This window comes from Undibacterium hunanense (assembly GCF_014284335.1).
Taxonomy (GTDB): Bacteria; Pseudomonadota; Gammaproteobacteria; order Burkholderiales; family Burkholderiaceae_D; genus Undibacterium; species Undibacterium hunanense.
On sequence record NZ_JACOGF010000024.1, the window covers coordinates 1 to 19,041 of the forward strand.

General features: G+C 52.4%; 14 protein-coding genes, 1 rRNA gene and 1 riboswitch. Of the genes, 7 read left to right on the forward strand and 8 right to left on the reverse strand.

From position 1 onward, the window contains the following. Positions 1–103: ribosomal RNA gene (rrf, locus tag H8L32_RS26485) — 5S ribosomal RNA — on the forward strand; the annotation flags it as partial. Between the two features lie 843 nt (positions 104–946). On the opposite strand, the gene nrdR is transcribed toward rrf, so the two are convergent. Further along, complete coding sequence (gene nrdR, locus H8L32_RS26490; protein ID WP_186950872.1) at positions 947–1,399, reverse strand: transcriptional regulator NrdR; 453 nt, start codon at positions 1,397–1,399, stop codon at positions 947–949. A 58-nt stretch (positions 1,400–1,457) separates the two neighbouring features. Beyond that, complete coding sequence (glyA, locus tag H8L32_RS26495; protein ID WP_186950873.1) at positions 1,458–2,708, reverse strand: serine hydroxymethyltransferase; 1,251 nt, start codon at positions 2,706–2,708, stop codon at positions 1,458–1,460. A 91-nt stretch (positions 2,709–2,799) separates the two neighbouring features. Beyond that, positions 2,800–2,944, reverse strand: a riboswitch (ZMP/ZTP riboswitch). Between the two features lie 132 nt (positions 2,945–3,076). Here glyA and H8L32_RS26500 point away from each other — a divergent pair. The 6 genes from H8L32_RS26500 to H8L32_RS26525 all read left to right on the forward strand — a co-directional run bounded on the left by H8L32_RS26500 (position 3,077) and on the right by H8L32_RS26525 (position 11,734). Then, positions 3,077–3,829 (forward strand): SDR family NAD(P)-dependent oxidoreductase, encoded by a 753-nt coding sequence (locus H8L32_RS26500; RefSeq protein ID WP_186950874.1) that lies wholly within the window; start codon positions 3,077–3,079, stop codon positions 3,827–3,829. A gap of 169 nt (positions 3,830–3,998) precedes the next feature. Next, complete coding sequence (gene ybgC / locus H8L32_RS26505; protein ID WP_186950875.1) at positions 3,999–4,397, forward strand: tol-pal system-associated acyl-CoA thioesterase; 399 nt, start codon at positions 3,999–4,001, stop codon at positions 4,395–4,397. A 68-nt stretch (positions 4,398–4,465) separates the two neighbouring features. Continuing rightward, positions 4,466–5,161 (forward strand): protein TolQ, encoded by a 696-nt coding sequence (gene tolQ, locus H8L32_RS26510; RefSeq protein WP_186950876.1) that lies wholly within the window; start codon positions 4,466–4,468, stop codon positions 5,159–5,161. Between the two features lie 16 nt (positions 5,162–5,177). Continuing rightward, positions 5,178–5,621: an ExbD/TolR family protein gene (locus tag H8L32_RS26515; RefSeq protein ID WP_186950877.1), complete on the forward strand. Its 444-nt coding sequence runs from the start codon at positions 5,178–5,180 to the stop codon at positions 5,619–5,621. A 10-nt stretch (positions 5,622–5,631) separates the two neighbouring features. Further along, positions 5,632–7,524 (forward strand): autotransporter assembly complex protein TamA, encoded by a 1,893-nt coding sequence (locus tag H8L32_RS26520; protein ID WP_186950878.1) that lies wholly within the window; start codon positions 5,632–5,634, stop codon positions 7,522–7,524. A gap of 1 nt (position 7,525) precedes the next feature. Further along, on the forward strand, positions 7,526–11,734 hold the full coding sequence (locus H8L32_RS26525) for a translocation/assembly module TamB domain-containing protein (RefSeq protein ID WP_186950879.1): 4,209 nt from the start codon (positions 7,526–7,528) through the stop codon (positions 11,732–11,734). 128 nt (positions 11,735–11,862) lie between these two features. Here H8L32_RS26525 and H8L32_RS26530 read toward each other — a convergent pair whose 3' ends face one another. The 6 genes from H8L32_RS26530 to H8L32_RS26555 all read right to left on the reverse strand — a co-directional run bounded on the left by H8L32_RS26530 (position 11,863) and on the right by H8L32_RS26555 (position 18,806). Next, positions 11,863–14,751, reverse strand: a complete 2,889-nt coding sequence (locus H8L32_RS26530; protein WP_230412431.1) for a M16 family metallopeptidase — start codon at positions 14,749–14,751, stop codon at positions 11,863–11,865. Positions 14,752–14,888: 137 nt separating this feature from the next. Next, complete coding sequence (locus H8L32_RS26535; RefSeq protein ID WP_222619514.1) at positions 14,889–15,704, reverse strand: hypothetical protein; 816 nt, start codon at positions 15,702–15,704, stop codon at positions 14,889–14,891. A 130-nt stretch (positions 15,705–15,834) separates the two neighbouring features. Then, complete coding sequence (locus tag H8L32_RS26540; protein ID WP_186950881.1) at positions 15,835–16,344, reverse strand: DUF2867 domain-containing protein; 510 nt, start codon at positions 16,342–16,344, stop codon at positions 15,835–15,837. After that, positions 16,341–16,730: a DUF6463 family protein gene (locus tag H8L32_RS26545; RefSeq protein ID WP_186950882.1), complete on the reverse strand. Its 390-nt coding sequence runs from the start codon at positions 16,728–16,730 to the stop codon at positions 16,341–16,343. Before H8L32_RS26545 ends, H8L32_RS26540 begins: the two co-directional genes overlap by 4 nt. Then, positions 16,714–18,066 (reverse strand): ABC1 kinase family protein, encoded by a 1,353-nt coding sequence (locus tag H8L32_RS26550; protein ID WP_186950883.1) that lies wholly within the window; start codon positions 18,064–18,066, stop codon positions 16,714–16,716. Before H8L32_RS26550 ends, H8L32_RS26545 begins: the two co-directional genes overlap by 17 nt. After that, on the reverse strand, positions 18,063–18,806 hold the full coding sequence (locus tag H8L32_RS26555; protein WP_186950884.1) for a TetR/AcrR family transcriptional regulator: 744 nt from the start codon (positions 18,804–18,806) through the stop codon (positions 18,063–18,065). Before H8L32_RS26555 ends, H8L32_RS26550 begins: the two co-directional genes overlap by 4 nt. Between the last annotated feature and the right edge of the window lie 235 nt (positions 18,807–19,041).

Sequence of the window (19,041 nt, forward strand, 5' to 3'; positions counted from 1 at the left end):
ATAGCTAATCGGTACCACCCCTTCCCATCCCGAACAGGACCGTGAAACGATTACGCGCCAATGATAGTGCTGCAACCAGTGTGAAAGTAGGTTATCGTCAGGCTTTTATTCCGCAAACCCCCGCTCAGCTAATGAGTGGGGGTTTTGCTTTTGCGCGAACGAAATATAGGCGCGTAAAACAACTTCAAGAGCAACACCTCTCCAATCAACTTCAACAGCAACTTCAAGACCTCTCAACACAGAGGCACAGAGGATGCACAGAGGGCACTGAGAAAGGCGAGAACAGCAAAAAACACAGAGAAATCTCTGCTTTTACTCTGTCTTCTGGGACCCTGATCTTATGTTCTGATTTTATTTCCGTTCCGCAGCGCTTCTTCACTGCGTAGGGTGCGCTGCGCGCACCGCTCTCCTGGCGCTCTATCGTATTCTGATCATACCGCACGGCACATCAAACAACGCCGCCAGGCTCCAGCCTGCGCTCACTGTTGTCCGGAATAATGTCCTTGGCAAACAATAACGAGTGAATTCCCTCCCTTTCAAGGGGAGGGGTAGGGTGGGGATGGGTTTCGGTCGATTGACGATGGATGAATTTACGTCGCAAACCCATCCCCATCCCAACCTTCCCCTTGAAGGGGAAGGAGCTTTAAGCACGACCATTGGCAAATAATATTCAATTGCAGAATTAAGTCTCCGACCTAGAAAAATTACCAGGACACGGCTCGTACTTGACGTTCAGAACGAGTCAGGCACATTATTCCGCACAACAGTAAGCCTGCGCTGGAGCGACGAATTCAGATCCTTGAAGAGGGCGCTGCTTAGCATCTACAGATCCTCTTGCATTTCTCTGTGTCTCTGTGGTTAAAGGTTTTGGGTCACCAATCCGATAGACAACAAAAAAGGAGCCGAAGCTCCATTGAAATTTGTACCAGGCGAGAGTTTAAAGAGCTTAGCTCTTCTTGACTTCCTGTATCGCCTCGGCAAATTCCGATACATCTTCGAAGCTTTTGTAGACGGAGGCAAAGCGGATATAGGCGATTTTGTCGAGGCGTTTTAATTCGCGCATGACCAGTTCGCCGACGTGGCCGGACATGACTTCGCGTTCACCGCTGGAGAGCAGTTTTTCTTCTATGCGCTGGATCGCTGTTTCAACGGCTTCGGCAGAAACCGGGCGTTTGCGCAGGGCCAGCATGAGACTGGCGCGCAGTTTGGCGGTTTCGTATTCGGTGCGGCTGCCGTTTTTCTTGACGATGACGGGCATCACCAGTTCGACCCGTTCATAGGTCGTAAATCGTTTATCGCAATCAGCACAACGGCGGCGACGGCGAATTACATTGCCTTCTTCTGAAACACGGGTATCGATAACCTGGGTATCGTCATTGTGGCAGAAAGGGCATTTCATAGAGTTTGCCTAAAGTTTAAAAAACGCCACTCATGGAGTGGCGTTTTATTTCGCTGAATTATGCTTCGTAGACCGGGAAAGCATCTGTCAGTGCTTTGACGCCAGCTTTCACACGTTCAATAGTGGCGGCATCATGCGGATTTTCAAGTACGTCTGCAATCAGGTTACCGACTTTTACTGCTTCAGCTTCTGTGAAGCCGCGTGTCGTCATGGCGGGGCTGCCCAGACGGATACCGGATGTGACCATCGGTTTTTGCGGGTCATTCGGAATACCGTTTTTGTTGCAGGTGATGTGGGCAGAACCGAGGATGGCTTCTGCTTCCTTGCCTGTCAAACCTTTAGGGCGCAGATCAACCAGCATGACGTGCGATTCAGTGCGACCAGAAACGATACGCAGGCCACGTTCGGTCAGGGTAGTTGCCAGGGCTGCCGCATTTTTAACAACTTGTTCCTGGTAAGCCTTGAATTCTGGCGACAGGGCTTCCTTGAATGCCACTGCCTTACCGGCGATGACGTGCATCAATGGGCCACCTTGCAAGCCAGGGAAGATCGCCGAGTTGATTTTCTTGGCAATTGCTTCGTCATTGCTGAGGATAATGCCACCACGTGGTCCGCGCAGGCTCTTATGGGTGGTGGATGTCACCACGTCAGCAAACGGTACCGGATTTGGGTAGACGCCAGCAGCGATCAGACCTGCATAGTGGGCCATATCGACCATGAAGTAGGCACCAACTTCTTTGGCGATTTTCGAGAAACGTTCAAAGTCGATACGCAATGCAAATGCAGACGCACCAGCGATGATGAGTTTTGGTTTGGTTTCGCGTGCCAGTTTTTCCATGGCATCGTAGTCGATATCTTCTACTGCGTTGAGGCCATAAGAGACGACGTTGAACCATTTGCCAGACATGTTCAAAGGCATGCCGTGAGTCAGATGGCCGCCTTCAGCCAGGCTCATGCCCATGATGGTATCGCCCGGGTTCAACAGGGCAAAGAATACGCCCTGGTTGGCCTGCGAGCCCGAGTTTGGCTGTACATTGGCGAAATTGGCATTGAACAATTGCTTCAGGCGGTCAATGGCGAGTTGTTCGACCACGTCCACGTGTTCGCAACCACCGTAGTAGCGCTTGCCTGGATAGCCTTCGGCATATTTGTTGGTCAGTTGGGAGCCCTGGGCTTCCATGACGGCTGGGGAGCAATAGTTTTCAGACGCGATCAACTCGATATGTTCTTGTTGACGGACGTTTTCCTTTTGTATCGTAGCAAACAGTTCTGGATCTACGTTGGCGAGGGTATGATTTTTTGCAAACATGGCGGTTCCTGATTATTCCTGTTAATAAACAATTGATTGATGTCAATGAGGTGTCTGAAACGGATAGGGGGCAGCCTCATTGCTTTTACCATCAGGCTACCCAGGCGCACGGCTGGAGTCAGGTTGACTCCGAAATCTCACGCTTCCCGATGGATCTCCATCTTTGGCCGGTGTGATGCGTATTCTGCATACCCTGCAGTGCAGGTTCGGCCGTTTCGCCAGTCACGTGAGACGAAATGGTGCATGGATTTTACGTGATGACGTTTGAATGGGCAAGTGCAAGCCTGCCAAATACATGCCTGTCCATCGTAAATGCTGCATGTGCATTAAAATGCCTGTATTCATCCATCACATTGAAGGAAATCAGCATGATCGTATTGATTACAGGCGCAAGTTCCGGTTTTGGCGAAGAAATGGCGCGCAAGTTTGTCGGCCAGGGCCATAAGGTGATTGCTGCCGCCCGTCGCGCAGAACGACTTGCCGCATTGCAAGCTGAACTTGGCGCGGCCTTATTGCCGGTCACGCTGGATGTCACCAGCAAGGATTCCATCCGCCAGGCGCTGGATGGTTTGCCGCAGGACTGGAAGCAAATTGACGTACTGGTCAACAATGCCGGCCTCGCTCTCGGTACTGAACCAGCGCATCTGGCCTCACAGGATGAATGGGATACCATGATAGACACCAATACCAAGGGGCTGGTGACGGTGACCCGTGCCATCTTGCCCGACATGGTGACCCGTGGCAGTGGTCTGGTCATCAATATTGGCTCGGTTGCCGGTTCCACGGCTTATCCGGGTGGCAATGTATATGGCGCTACCAAGGCTTTTGTTGATCAATTTACCAAGAACCTGCGGGCTGACCTGGTTGGTACCGGCGTAAGAGCGACGAATATTGCTCCTGGCCTGTGCGGTGGCACCGAATTTTCGAATGTGCGCTACCGTGGCAATGATGATGCCGCAGCCAAGGTCTACGAGGGCACCGTACCGCTGACAGCCATCGATATTGCTGAAACGGCTTACTGGATTGCCACCCTGCCGGCGCATGTGAACATCAATCATATAGAAATGATGCCGACCTGCCAGGGATATGGCCCATTGACCATCAAGCGCACCACATCCTGATGGCCGGATGGTTTTTGTGAAGCGTAACCATGTTGATTCAATAGCAGATCAGCATGGTTTCAGTCATTCACTGCAGAAGCAGTTTACAATGATGATTTCTATGATAACTTTTCCAGTGGATTGTTGTAGTTTGTTGTAGTCCACTAATTTCCCGCTAAAGTTTTACACCATGAGCAAACCGTTTGAATGGCAAGTGCGGGTCTATTATGAAGATACCGATGCCGGTGGTATCGTTTTTTATGCCAATTACCTGAAGTTTTTTGAACGCGCACGGACCGAATGGTTACGCGCAGCCGGTGTGAACCAGCAGAATATGGCCGACCAGCAGGGATTGATGTTTGTCGTCAAAGCCACGGCAGTCGAGTATCATGCACCTGCCAGGCTGGATGATGAACTTAGGCTGACGGTTGTAGTCGAAAAGCTGGGCAGGGCATCAGTACAGTTCGAGCAGCAGGCCTGGTGCGGCGAACGCCTGTTGGCCAGCGGCAAGATCAAGGTGGGCTGTGTGGATAAGGCGAACGTGCGTCCGGCAGCCATTCCTGTCGATGTCCTGGCAAAGATTGCCTGAAGAATATCCGCCTGACGGATTGCAGCATGTCATCAGGCTTACGTTTTTTGTTTTTTACTTGATTCAATATGACTGTTACCCAAGATCTTTCATTCTTAAGCCTGATTACCAATGCCTCCATCCTGGTGCAACTGGTCATGTTGTTGCTGTTGGGCGTATCCCTGACCAGTTGGACATATATCTTCAGTAAAATGTTTGCCATCAAAAAAGCGCGTGGGCAGACGGAAGAATTCGAACGCAATTTCTGGTCTGGCGGCAATCTGGTGGATTTGTACGCGGCGGCTACCAGTAATCGTCGCACGGGTCGTGATACGACCGGCGCGCTGGAACGTATTTTTGAAGCCGGCATGAGCGAATACCATAAGGTAAAAACTGCCAACAAGGCGTCGCTGGATGCCGGTGCCATGCTGGACGGTGCACGCCGTGCCATGCGTGCTTCTTACCAGCGTGAAATGGATTTGCTGGAATCCCATCTGTCCTTTCTGGCGTCGGTCGGTTCTGTCTCACCGTATATAGGTTTGTTTGGTACGGTCTGGGGCATCATGAATTCTTTCCGTGGCCTGGCCAATGTGCAGCAGGCGACGCTGGCTGCGGTGGCACCAGGTATTGCCGAAGCCCTGATCGCAACGGCCATCGGCCTGTTTGCAGCGATACCGGCGGTGCTGGCGTATAACCGCTATTCGCATGACATTGACAGGCTGGCGATTCGTTTTGAAACCTTCATCGAGGAATTCTCGAATATCCTCCAGCGTCAGTCACGCTAAGAGGAAAGAGGTCAGCATGAGTACCCTGCGAGGCGAACGTAAACGCAAATTCAAGGCAGAAATCAACGTCGTTCCATATATCGACGTGATGCTGGTGTTGCTAGTGATTTTCATGGTGTGCGCACCTATGACCAATCCCAGCGTCATCAATCTGCCGACAGCTGGACAATCGACACAACCGCCATCCGATTACATAGAAATTACCTTGCGCCCGGATGCGCCTTCTACCATCAGCATCAACAGCAAGGCCGGCAACAACGGCAATAATCGCCAGGACAGCAAGGAAGAAGCAAAAGACCGCAAGCAACTGATGCAGAAACTGCGTGAATTCCATGACGCCAAGCCAGAACTGTCGGTGCTGGTTTCGGCCGACAAGGGTATGCTCTATGATGAAGTCATACAAGTGATTTCAGAAGCGAAGAAGCTGGGTATCAATCGTGTTGGACTGGCAACCAAGTGAGCGATCACTGATGCAGATGACACTGCGTACCTCTCTTGCAATATGGTGTGCCCTTGGGTTGATTGGCACAGGGCAGGTCAGGGCGCAGCAGGTGGCAACACCGGTGGTAGCGCCCACTCCGCCCATCCTGCCAGTCAGTGCGGCGACTGCGCTCACTCCGGCGCAGGATAATCCTGATATCGACCCCGACACCGTGGTCAGGGCCAGCAGTGGACGCCTGCAATTGCAAACCCCAAAAGCGACCTGGGCAGATTTGCTGAGGCAGCATATTCCTGAATTTGCAGCCAATGCCGATGCGCAAAATATCACGCCATCACTGATACGCAAACTGCGCCAGGATATTAGCGGCATCCTGGCAACCGAGGGTTATTTTTCACCGAAGATACAGTTTGATAATCTGGACAGTACCGATACCCCTGCCGGTGTCGCCAAGCTGATACATGTCACTATTGATGCGGGTGAGCGCACGGTGATAGAAAATGTTTCACTCAAAATACTCGGCCCCATGGCTGATGCGATTGATGCCGGCGATCAGCCATCCATCAAGCGCAGACGTGCCTTGCAGGAAGACTGGGGGCTAGCGGTCGGGCAACCATTTCGTGAAGCTGACTGGACTGATGCCAAAAACCAGTTGCTGGAAAGTCTGCGTGCCGATGCCTATGCGGCGGCAGCGCTGACATCCACCGAAGCCAAAATAGATGCCGATGAACATCGTGGCATCTTGCAGGTCGATGTAGACAGTGGCCCGGTGTTCACCCTGGGTGACGTCCGCGTCACCGGCATGCAGCGCTATCCATCATGGCTGATAGACCGTTACCAGGCACCTAAAAAGGGTGAGTTGTATTCGCGCTCGCGTCTGCTGGATTTTCAGCGGGCCTTGCAGAATTCACCTTACTTTGCCACCGTTACCGTGGGCATAGACCCGGATCCAGAAAAAGCCAGTGCAGTACCAGTGGACGTCAACGTAGTAGAACGACAGGCGCGTGACCTGAGCTTTGGTCTGGGTTACAGCACCAATACCGGCTATCGCAGTGAAGTTGCCTATCGTGACCGCGATATTCTTCGCAAGGCCTGGGATTTACGCAGCGCAGTAAGGCTGGAGCAGCGTCGCCAACTGGGATACGCCGACATCTATTTACCGCCGCGTGAAAATAATTATCTGGATTCTTTCGGTGTGCTGATAGAACGCGAGGATATTTCCGGTGTGCTGACCAACCGCCAGTCTTTGGGTGTCAAACGGACCAGTACACGTGGTCATCTGGAACAGCGTCTGGGTTTAAATGTCGTCCGGGAAAAACTGACAGTTGCCGACACCCCCGATGAATTCCATCGGGCGCTGGTCGCCAGCGTGGGCTGGACCTGGCGTGATGTTGATCAACCGTTTGATCCGCGCAAGGGCGAGATATATCAACTGGACCTGGCTGTATCAGAAAAAGCCTTGTGGTCAGATCAGCGTTTCGTGCGGGTCTACGGCAAATACCAGCGCTGGATACCGGTGCGCAAGAATGACAGCGTCATCCTGCGTGCTGAAGTAGGAAATGTATTTTCCACCAGTGGTGATGGTATTCCTGAAGACTATCTGTTCCGCACCGGCGGTAGCACGACTGTACGCGGTTATGCCTATCAGAGCCTGGGCATACAAAACGCGACCAGTACCCGTGGCGGGCGTGTCATGGCCACTGCCAGCGCAGAATATGTACATTGGCTGCATCCCGAATGGGGCGCGGCCACGTTTATTGATGTAGGCAATGCGGCAGATACCTGGCGTGAATTGAATCTGCGCCAGGGCATGGGTGTGGGGGCACGTTATAAAACACCGGCCGGGCCGATAGCACTGGATCTGGCGTATGGCCGTCAGTCCAAAAAACTCAGGCTGGATTTTTCCATCGCGATCGCTTTCTGACATGACGACACCCGAAGCAAAAACGACGGTAGCAAAGACCAAAAAAAATCGCTCGGTGCTGGCGCGTCTGCTGCTGGTGACCTGTCTGTTTTTGCTGTTACTGGCTGTGACTCTGACCATCCTGCTCACCTGGGCCAGCAAGACGGAATCGGGCACCAGAAGCTTGTTGGCTGTCACTGAAAAAATCAGTGGCGGCAGCCTGCAATTTGAAGGCATCAAAGGTGCGGTGGGAGATGATCTGGCCATCGACAAGTTCAGCTATAAAAGCAAGACACTGGTGATCGAGGCGAATGCCGTCAGCCTGCAATGGCGTCCTGCTGCCTTGTGGCGTCAGCAGGTGGATATTCCACGCTTGCAGGCCAGTTCATTGCGCATTGCCAGTCTGCCTGGCAAAGACCCGGCCAAATTGCCGACTGATCTCAGCCTGCCATTTACCCTGGATGCACATAAGCTGGCGCTCGGTCATTTGCATATTGCGACCTTGTCAGAAGATGGCAAACAGCGCGAAACCCTGGTGCTGAGCGCGCTCAGTGGCAGCCTGCATTTCCAGGACCGGCAATACCGGCTGGTGGCCGGCGTGACCAGCCCATGGGGACGGGCAGAAATGCAATCCTCGCTGGCCAGCCTGCGTCCTTATAAACTGAATGGCCAGTTCAGCCTGCAGGGCCAGGTACAGCAAGACATACCGGCATTGGCATTGAAGGGTAGCGTAGCCGGCAGTCTGCAAGAATTGCAACTGGCATTGCAAGCCCAGGCCGCAGAGCAGAATCAGCAGAATGCACAATTGCAGGGGCAGGCCCAGGCCAGTCTGACGCCTTTTGATGCACCGTATTTGCGTGAGTTGAATCTGGATATCCAGCATTTTAATCCGGCGGCCTGGCAGGCAGCCGCACCGCAGGCCGACTTGCGTTTACTGGCCAGGCTGAAACCGGTGGGTGACAAAAATGCGTCCCGCTTCGTGCTGGCGGGCGATGTCAGTGCCAGCAATGCGCAGGCCGCAGCCATCAACAAACAGGGCTTGCCAGTGCAGTCACTGACTGCCAGGCTGCAACTGGAAGCCGATCGCCTGGCCTTGCAGGGGCTGGCCGTGCAATTGAATGGCAATGGCAAGTTGCAGGGCGATGCACGCCTGAGCTGGGTCAATGCTGAACTGGCTGCGGATGTGCAACTGAGCTTGTCCAATGTGGATTTGGCGCAGATAGACCAGCGCCTGCATGCCAGCCAGATCAAAGGCAAGCTTTCTGCCCAGACTGACAAGGACAAAATCATCCACTTGCAGGCCCAGTTGACGGACACCAAAGCCAGCCTGAAGGCAGATGGCACTTACCACGGCGTGACGCAATTGTTCAGTCTGGATAAATTTGATCTGCAGGCAGAAGATGCCCATTTGCAGGGATCTGGAGACATCGCTTTTTCTGGCAAGCAGGCATTCAAACTCAAGGCCAATCTGAGCAATTTTGACCCGGCGCGCTGGATAGCCACCCCCGCCGGTAACCTGCAGGCGGCCATCAGCCTGCAGGGGGAAATCTCACCACGACTCAATCTGCAAATCAGCGTGCCGCAACTGCAGGGACAATACGCAGGGCAGGTCGTGCAATCCAGTCTTGACCTGCAATGGCTGCAGGACCAGCAAGTGCGCGTCAGACAACTCGATCTGCACTGGGGGAAAAATACCCTGACGGGACAGGGTAACTGGGGGGCTGCGGACGATGTGCTGAAACTGAATCTGGATGCGCCGGAATTGAATCATTTCAATCCCTTGTTGAGTAACTGGCAACTGGCATTGAACGGTGCCTTGAAAGCCGATATCAGCCTGCGTGGCAAGTTTGCCGAACCGGCAGGCAGCCTGGATGCACAGGCCCAGCAATTGCGCATTAAATACGGTAGCCGCGAATGGACGATCGCCCAGCTTAAATCCAGACTGAACCTGGACAATGGCAGCAAGGGTAATTTTGACGGCGACATCGTGGCCAGCCATATTGGTGGTGATTTACCTGACTTTAGCGTTAGTCCAGTAGCCACTAATGCAACACAGGCATCAGCGCCGGCATCAGCGTCAGTACCAACGCCAGTACCAACGCCAACGCCAGCACAGGTCAAAGCACAGGCAGCAGCAGACAAGATAAGCGAACTGCATCTGCAACTGAAGGGCAGGCGTGATGCCCATACCATCGCGCTGGAAAGTACCTTCCCGAATCGCCAGACCTTTGGCCTGGGGGCAAATGGCAGCATGCAGGCGGATGCGAAAAATGCGCAAGGCTGGAGCTGGAATGGCCAGTTGCAGGCACTCAGCCTGAATGGCAAGCCGGATGTAAAAATGCAGGGCAGCGCTCCCCTGCAATTGTCCTCACAGTCAGTACGCCTGGGGGCCTTGTCATTGCATAGTGAACTGGGCAGCCTGGTGCTGGAAGAACTGGAATGGACACCTGCTGCACTGAAAACCAAAGGCCGTATCACCGATGTCAGGGTGATTGATATTGCCAATCTGGTGCGACCACAATATGCCGTTACAGGCAACCTGAAACTGAACGCGCAATGGGATCTGCAACTGCGTGATCATGCGCAGGGCGAGATTAAAATACAGCGCCAGAGCGGTGATTTGCGTTTCAACGATCCGGATGGCACAGGCAATTCTGTCGCCCTCGGCATACGTGACTTGCAATTGCAGATGAGGCTTGGCGGTCTGGTGGCTGGCACCGATGGCGAAGACCTGGCATTGACCATGAATGCGGAGGGCGCACGCCTGGGTAGCTGGAAAGTCAAGGCCAACACCTTGTTGAGCAAACAGGATGGCGCTTGGACCATTGCCCCGTCGGCAGCTTTGAATGGTCAGGCCACGGCAGCTATACCTGACCTGCAATGGCTGGGACCGTGGATCAATCCTGGCCTGGTACTGAAAGGAAAACTGAATGTCGATGCGCGGCTGATGGGCACCGTAGGCAAACCTGCTTACCGCGCTGACCTGGCAGGTCGCGAGCTGGAAGTCGCCTTCGCCGCCGAGGGTTTATTGTTGCCAAATGGCAGCCTGGATGCACAAATTGAAGACACCCACCTGAAGGTCAGTAATCTGCAGTTTTCCAATACCATTACCAGTGTGCCGCGCCATGCGCTGTTGCAAGGCATGGAGCTGGTTGGGCAAAAAGGTGAATTCAAAGCCAGTGGCGATATCGACATGGGCAAGGAAACCGGCAGCATACGGGCGCAGTGGCAGCATTTCCCCCTGTTGCAGCGCAAGGACAGATGGTTGGTGGTGTCCGGCAAGGCCGACATTGTCGAAGCCAATAATATCTGGAGCCTGACTGGCAAGGTGGATACCGATGGCGCCTATTTCAAACTGCCTAAAATGCCGCCGCCAAGTTTGTCCAGCGATGTGGTGGTGACCCGCAAAAGCGACAAACTGGCAGTAAAGAGCAATGACAGCGAAGCGCCGAAAAAAGGTTTGAAGACCCGTGTCGATGTCAGTTTCGACATGGGGCCACGCTTTGTGTTTGTCGGCCGTGGGCTTGATACCGGGCTGGAAGGCAGTTTGCGACTGCGCTCCATCGATGGCAGCCCCTTGCAGGCAACAGGCTCTATTAGCACCGTCAGAGGCGCGTATGAGGGATATGGGCAGCAACTGGCGATAGAGCGTGGCATTTTGAATTTTCAGGGGCCACCGGCCAATCCTGGTTTGAATATCCGCGCCTTGCGCCGTGGTCTGGCGGTAGAAGCAGGGGTAGAAATTGTCGGCACCGTTGCCGCACCACAAGTTCGCCTGGTGTCTGAACCTGCGGTGCCGGATGCTGAAAAACTGTCATGGCTGGTATTGGGACGCGGCGCTGATCAACTGGCAGGCAGTGATGCATCTTTGCTGATGTCGGCCGCCTCGGCCATATTCGGTGGTGACGGCAGCCGTAATGTGCCGCGCGATATCGTGCAGGGTCTGGGCTTTGATGAATTTTCCATCGGTTCATCGTCCGCCAATAATACGACCCGCCTGCCGGGGCAAACCGTAGCTGGCTCTACCGGCAATACCACCACCAGTACCGACCAGGTGGTCAGCGTCGGCAAGCGCCTGATGCCGGGCCTGGTGCTGTCGATAGAACGTGGTCTGGCAGATGCCAGTGGCGGTATCAAACTCAGTTGGCAACTGACGCGCAGGGTCAGCATTATTGGCCGCACCGGCACTGAATCGGCAGTGGATGTGAACTATACGTTCTCGTTCAATTGAATGCGTGATGGATCACATGATGGGTCATATGATTGAGTATATATGGCTGCGATCATTAATCCGCAGGATGTAAAAAAGCCGGGCTTGCTTGCAAGCCCGGCTTTATTTTTTCAAGGACTGAACAGTGTCTATTTATCTTTTTTATCTTCCGGATACAAGACCACCTGTACATAGTTTTGCATATTGAAATAACGATTGGCGGCATCCTTGATCTGGTTGGCATTGACTGCCTTGATACGTTTTTCTGTCGTTAATATCGATTCAGGATCAGTCTGGTACAGGGTTGCCGTTTGCAGATGATCAAGCCAGCTTTCATTGCTGCGCAAGTCAATCTGATGGTCTTGCAGCCAGGCCTGTTTGACCTTGTTGACATCTTCTGCCGAAGGGCCTGCTGTTTGCAGTTTCTGTATCTCGGCAAACATGGCGGCGATGACCTTGTTCACGTTGTCCGGGCTGCAAGGCAAATCGATGTCTATGCCATATTGCATCTGCGGGATTCTTTGTATGGAACCATTGACGCCGCCGCTATAAATCAGGCCCTGCTTTTCACGTATGACATCGATGATCTTCAGATTCAGCACATCCAGCATGGCATGGAAACGGGTATTTTCTTCACGGGAATAAATAGCCGGTCCGGTAAAGCTGATGGAAATGATGCTTTTCGCTTCGCTGCCGACCCTGACATCTTTTTTGACGATGCCGCGTACCGGCTGGATTTTCAGATCCTGATAACCGGTCTTGATATCAGCTACAGGCAGGCTGGCCAGATAGGTGGCGATCAGGGGTTTGATTTTGTCGAGATCAAAACTGCCGACAAAAATGAAGCTCAGGTCTTTGGCACTGCCATACCTGTCCTGGAAGATTTCCATGCTGCGTTCCAGGTCCAGCTTGTCAAAATCCCCGACCTTGGCCTGACGCATGACACGTGGATGGTTTTGATACAGCGCAGTGACAACCTGATCTGAAAAAATGGCTTCTGGACGGGCCGAGGAATTGCGTGCCAGTTCTTTCTGGGTATTGATGAAAGACTGGTACAAGACCTTGTCCTTGCGTGGGCTGGTCATGCGCAGGTACAGCAGTTGCAGCATGGATTCAATATCTTCATTGCTGGACGTGCCACCGAAATTTTCAGTGTAATTGTCGATGGAAGTCCTGACGGTGGCATATTTGCCAGCCAGGGTTTCCTGCACATCCTTGGCGCTGAAGTTACTCATGCCCATTTCCCAGACGATGGGATTGGCATACCAGGCATTGTAGAAATCCTGGTCACCATAGACAGACATGCCACCGAAGCGTCGTGCGCTCATCAAGATCTGGTCGCTCTTGAAGTCAGTTTTCTTGAGGATGACCTTGACACCATTCGACAGGCCCAGTTCGGTCAGACCTAGTAGTTTGTTTTCTTTTTCCGATACGATCTTGCCCGCAGCGGGTGGGCTATTCATCAGCGCGCTTCTTGATTCTTTTTCCTTGTAGGCCTGGATCGGGCGGTTTTCTGCCTGGCTGGCAAATTTCAGCAAATCAGCTGTACCGGGAACGATTTCACCTGCCTTGTCGGACCCTACATAAAACACCAGTTTGGTGCTGTCATCCGGGGTCGCCTTTCTGGCATACTGATCAAGCTCTTCCAGCGTGATGCCTTCATAAAATTCCTTGAAATAGGCATATTCATTTTTCAGGCCCGGAATAGGTTCGGCATGCAAAAAATTGCGTATGTATTCACTGGCGAAACTGGAAGACAGAGAGTTATTGCGCTCGTTGTACATGGTTTCATATTCGCGCGCCTCGATTTTCTTTGCTCTTTCAAACTCGGCAATGGTGAAGCCAAAGCGGCGGATACTGTTTTTTTCCTGTACCAGGGCATTCATCGTCGCCGATATGCCTGATTGTGACAAAACTGCGGCAGACATGAATGATTCATAACCTTCCACGACCTGCTCAGTGCCGGCAGATGCTCCCAGGAAAGGCGGTTGCGCCTGTTCTGTCAGCGCGCTCAGGCGTCTGTTGAGCATGGATTTATAGACGCTCTTGATAATATCCTGCCGGTAATCACCTATGGTCAGGCGTGGAGCGATGGGTTGCAGAGGGTAACGTATCATCAGCAAGTTGTTGGTCGCTTCCTTGTCGGTAATGACCAGGGCCTTGGAATCGACGTTTTTAGGGATGGTGACCGGCAGACGTGGACGTGACGGCACAGGGTTTTTAAGGCCCGAGAAATACTCGCGCACCATTTGCTCACCTTCTGCCGGATCAATGTCACCCACGACGATGACTGCCATCAGGTCCGGGCGATACCAGTCGCGGTAAAAGCGACGCAGGGCATCATATTTAAAGGTTTTGATGATGTCTTCCTTGCCTATGGGCAAGCGATCGGCATATTTGGAACCGTTAAATACCTCAGGCAGCAATTGCTTGCTCATGCGGTCATCTGCACCTTTACCCAGACGTGCTTCTTCCAGGATGATGTCGCGTTCCTTATCGATATCCGCATTTGTCATCTTGACGCCCTGGGCCCAGTCGGCCAACACCTGGAAGCCGGTTTTCAGATAGGCTTTTTTATCGGTCGGTATTGGCAGCACATAGACGGTTTCATCAAAACTGGTAAAGGCATTCAGATCCGCACCAAATTTCACACCGATAGATTGCAGGTAGGAAATAAGCTGGTTTTTCTTGAAATGGGTAGACCCGTTAAACGCCATATGCTCGGTGAAATGTGCGAGCCCCTGCTGATCATCATCTTCCAGAACCGAACCCGCTTTCACGACCAGACGCAACTCCACTTTTTTGCGTGGCGTGTCATTCTTTTGAATATAGTAGGTCAGGCCATTCTCAAGCTTGCCCAGCGTCAATGCCGGATTGACCGGAATCGTATCGTTGAGATTGATTGCTGCCATGGCTGGCAGAGTGGCAATGCCGAACAGCAGGCAGACCGTCAGTCTGGAGGAACGTTGGAAGAGCGTAGTGAAATATGACGGCATTTGATCGATAGTGCAAAAAACAATCAGTGTACCTTGCGCCATGATTCCGAGTGAAATTTCGTGTTGAAATTGCGCAGCACTTCAGGTTTCACTCATAGAGATGATTGTATTTTGATTGAATATTGATCGGATTGGTATTCGCTTTGCAACGGGCAGAATCGCATATTCTTTTGCGCGGCTTAGCTGCCACCACAGCCTCCGCCGCAGCCGCTACCACAACTACTGCCGCAGCTTGAGCCGCCGCTATCGCAGCCACCGCTGCCGGCATCACAGCTACCACTACTATTGCTGCTGCCACTGCTGCCACAGCTACTACCGCAAGATGAACCAACAGTGGCTGCCTTTGCCTGCTTCTTCATCATTTCTTCATAGGCCAGGGTAGAGATCAACCCTGCTGCCAGCAATTGAGCGGCATCGAAGCTTTCCGGGTAGATGGCTTTGCCTGTGTCTGTACCCCGCGCATTCATGGGCCGGAAACCTATCCGCAAGGATGTGGCAAAGTAGAAGTAACCGTCTGGCATGTGCAATTTGCGGTCCAGGGCAAACAGGCGTGGCAGGGATGAGCTGCCGGGGACGTGGCGTTCTGCCAGTTGTGCCGTAATCAGGCAGTTGGCCAGTGCGGTATCCATTTTGTTGGCCATCTGTGTTGCTTCAACATGCGGTATCGCACGGCCAAAGTGCTTGATACAGAAATTGTCCAGGTGGATGGATGACCAGCTATTCCAGGCATGCCAGACAGAGTCTGCCGCCTTGGACGGCAGGGCGCAGGGGCGGTTGCTGCGGCGAACATAATCGAAGAACATCATCAGGCCCTCTGTGGCGCGGGCAAAAAAAATGGCATCACTGGGGATGCCGGGGAATTCATATTTCGCTTTTGCCTGCCAATGCAAAAACACCGCATTGGGAACCTCACTTAACTGACGCCTGTAGCCTGACAACTCGGTGATATTTTTGGCGCGCATCATTTGATATTTTTGTTTTAATTGACTTAGCATAGTCTTTAATCTCCTTTTCTCTTTTGTTTTAGTGATTTCATCTTAGTCGAGATTTATGACAATTGCGTGACAAAAAAGATGGTGGAAAATACGTATATGATTTACCCGTCATCCCGGAGATGATGGAAGCTTATGCTCTGGATAATACCGCTGGTGCAATCACTTTGTGTGCCGGGCCAACGAACAGCATATACGCCCGCCCCAGATTATTGTGTACATGCACAATAGTGGTAACAGCAATGCCGGGTTGACCGTCCCTGATCTGCTTTGAAACCGAAACTTTGACATCCAGATGCTTGTCAGAGTCGCAGAATATGACTTCTTCGTCTGATTTGTAGACCAATGAGAATATCCCCGCGCGGTCACCTACCTGATAGGCTTCAGCCGGCTTGTTTTTATTCAGCGCTTTCATCCCGCCCAGGTTTTTCAAACCAAACAGGCCGACCACACGATTGCGTACACCCATCAGGGCGTTGACCCATGCTGGTGTCCGGGCAAAGGTATCCATATAGATTTGCATGGCGCTCAATTCAGTATGATCAAATGGCATTTGATAGCAATCATAAAAATAAGCGCCTGGCAGGTCTTCCGCGATTTTGCTATGGGCTGGCACTGCTGTTTCCGTGATCTTGCTTTTCATGCTGTTTGTCCCTGGTTTGAACGCCTGTTTATCAATGCAATTGCCGCCGGCATGGCCAGCCAAAAGCCTGATACGGGCATCAGCACGATACCGAACAGGCAACAGATCAATATGCCCAGGCCCATGGTGCCGGCCTCGGTAAAATCCTGTTTTCGTTCCATATTGTGGATATTCATGCCCAGCAATAAAAGCGGCCCACCAAACAGCAGGAACCAGATCGCGGCTGAACGCAAAGGGTCACGGTTGACGGTATTGAATATGCCGCGTTCCAGCATACCCATAAACACAGGGCCATAAATCAGTATGGCGACGATGGTATGCAGGGCGGCAACGGCCATCAGGTAGCGGCCTATCCAGATTTTACGGGGACTAGTTTGTGCTGACATGGGATGTTCCTTGCCTGGTCCAGGCGATATTTGTGTTGACGATAGCGCCCATTTTTTTCAGCATATTCATCAGGCCCAAATAGGCACGATCAAAATACGGCACATCTTCATGCCAGCCAGCCAAAATGCCTGCCAGTACCTTGCTGTGCTGGACATTGATGGTTTTGGGATAGGGCGATTTGTTGCTGAAGTCAAAGTGCGTGCTTTGAAAGGCTTCTATCTTCCAGGCATGCAATTCTGCCAGTGCCGGTATGACGCCGGTATCAAATTCATCCTGCGTGATGGCATCAGAAAACAGGCCCAGGTCAATGTAGGCCAGGCGCAGAAGGCGATTGCGTTCGGTTTCATCGGTCATCAGCAAGGCGCGCCAGCTGCTGGCCATGGCATTGGAACAGGTGCTCGATATATTGTTGGTGCAACCAAAATCCAGTACTGCCAGACGTCCATCCGGCATGAATAAAAAATTGCCCGGGTGCGGGTCAGCATGTACGCGGCCCAATTGGCAAACACTGAACCAGAACCAGTCAAACAGCAATTGCCCGAAATGATTGCGCTGTGCCTGATCCGGCGCTGTCGCCAGCCAGGCATCCAGGTGCAGGCCATCGAGCTTTTCCATCGTCAGAATGCGCTTGCTGGACATGGCGTCTATGCATTTGGGGATGACGATGCCGGGCAAATTTACATGTTGGCCAAACCAGTGAAGCTGTGCCGCTTCATGTTCATAATCCAGCTCTTCCCCCAGCTTGACTTCCAGCTCATTCATGAAGCGGTCTATCACTTCCTTGCGTGGCAAGATGGTGGTGCCCATGGCCATTGTTTGAAAGATGCCGCGCAACATGCGCAAATCACTGCCTATGGCTGCGGCAATGCCTGGGTATTGCACCTTGACCGCCAGTTGCAGGCCATCTGCCAGTTGCGCATGATGTACCTGCCCCAGACTGGCTGCGGCAAAGGCGTGTGCATCAAACTGCGCATACAGGTGTTCTGGTGCCTGCCCGAATTCACGTTGAAAAACTTTATGGATCAGTGCGCGATTCAAAGGCGTGACCTGGTGGCAGCCTTTGGCCAGTTCACGGCGTATGCCTTCGGGCAAAAAATCGGCTTCCATGCTCAGCAATTGCGATACCTTGAGTGCACTGCCTTTTAACTGATTGAGTGCCTTGAAAAGTATGCGTCCCAGTTCCGCTTCATGCTGTTCTTGCGCAGCCTGTTTGTCATCGTCACTGCGCAACATTTGCCGTGCCTTGTGACCCAGTTTGCTGGCGCCAGCCTGTGCCAATGCCAGGCCGGTGATGGCAGTCCTGCCCAGTTTGCTGGCGGGCGGCGCCTTGTTCATCGTGCATCCCCCAGGCCACGTCCCAATCCATTCTGCACGAGCTTGACCATTTCCAGCAGGCCAGAACCGTTCTGCATAATGCGCGACAGTTGATTACGCAGCATGAAGCTAGCCAGTTCTGTCACTTTATTGACGATGCCACTCTTCAAGGCCATGACCAGTATCGCCAGCGTCATGTCCACCAGTTGCGTGGTGTTGGAAAATTCTTCCGACTCATCCTTGAGCCAATATGCGATGACGGCAAACAGATAATCACCAAACAAACCACCGATCAGATTCTTGAAATCGCAGGGCGAGATATCGCCGCGCTGTTCAGCCTCTTCCAGCAGACTTATGATTTCCTGCTTCAGGGTTTGCTGGCCGGGCATATTGTCGCGCATCATCAGCAGCGGTGATTTGCCAAAGATATCACGCGTGATTTCCACAAATTCACGGTCGCCCAGCAAAAGTTCCAGCAAGGCATCCACCAGCCTTTGCAGTTTTTCTTGCAGGGTAAATTCTTCCCAGCCTGGCGTTTCCTGTACCACTTCGATGGTGATATCTATGCACAATTCATAGTAAGCCAGCAGGATTTTTTCCTTGCTGGGGAAGTACTTGTAAATCGTCGCATCACCAATGCCTGCGTCGCGGGCAATCTGCTTCATTGTGGTGGCGTCATAGCCTTTTTCAGTAATCAGATCGACGGCAGTACGGATCAAATTACGCCGGGTTTGCTCTTGCTGGGATTTGGAAGTTTTCATAATCGAGACGAACTTCTATAAAAATGGTGTTTGAGTTTCATTAATATATACATTGTTTCGTTAAATAACAAGGTTTACTTGTTTAATAGAGGGTTTGTGTTGATTGGGGCGGGTTTTGAATGAAGCAAAGCCTGGGCTCTGGTCTTGCCAGTTTACGTTTCACCCGCCCCACATTCGGCGCTTCAACAACGTATTCATTTATTAAAGGCTGAGTGTTGAACTTTTGCTGTGTAGC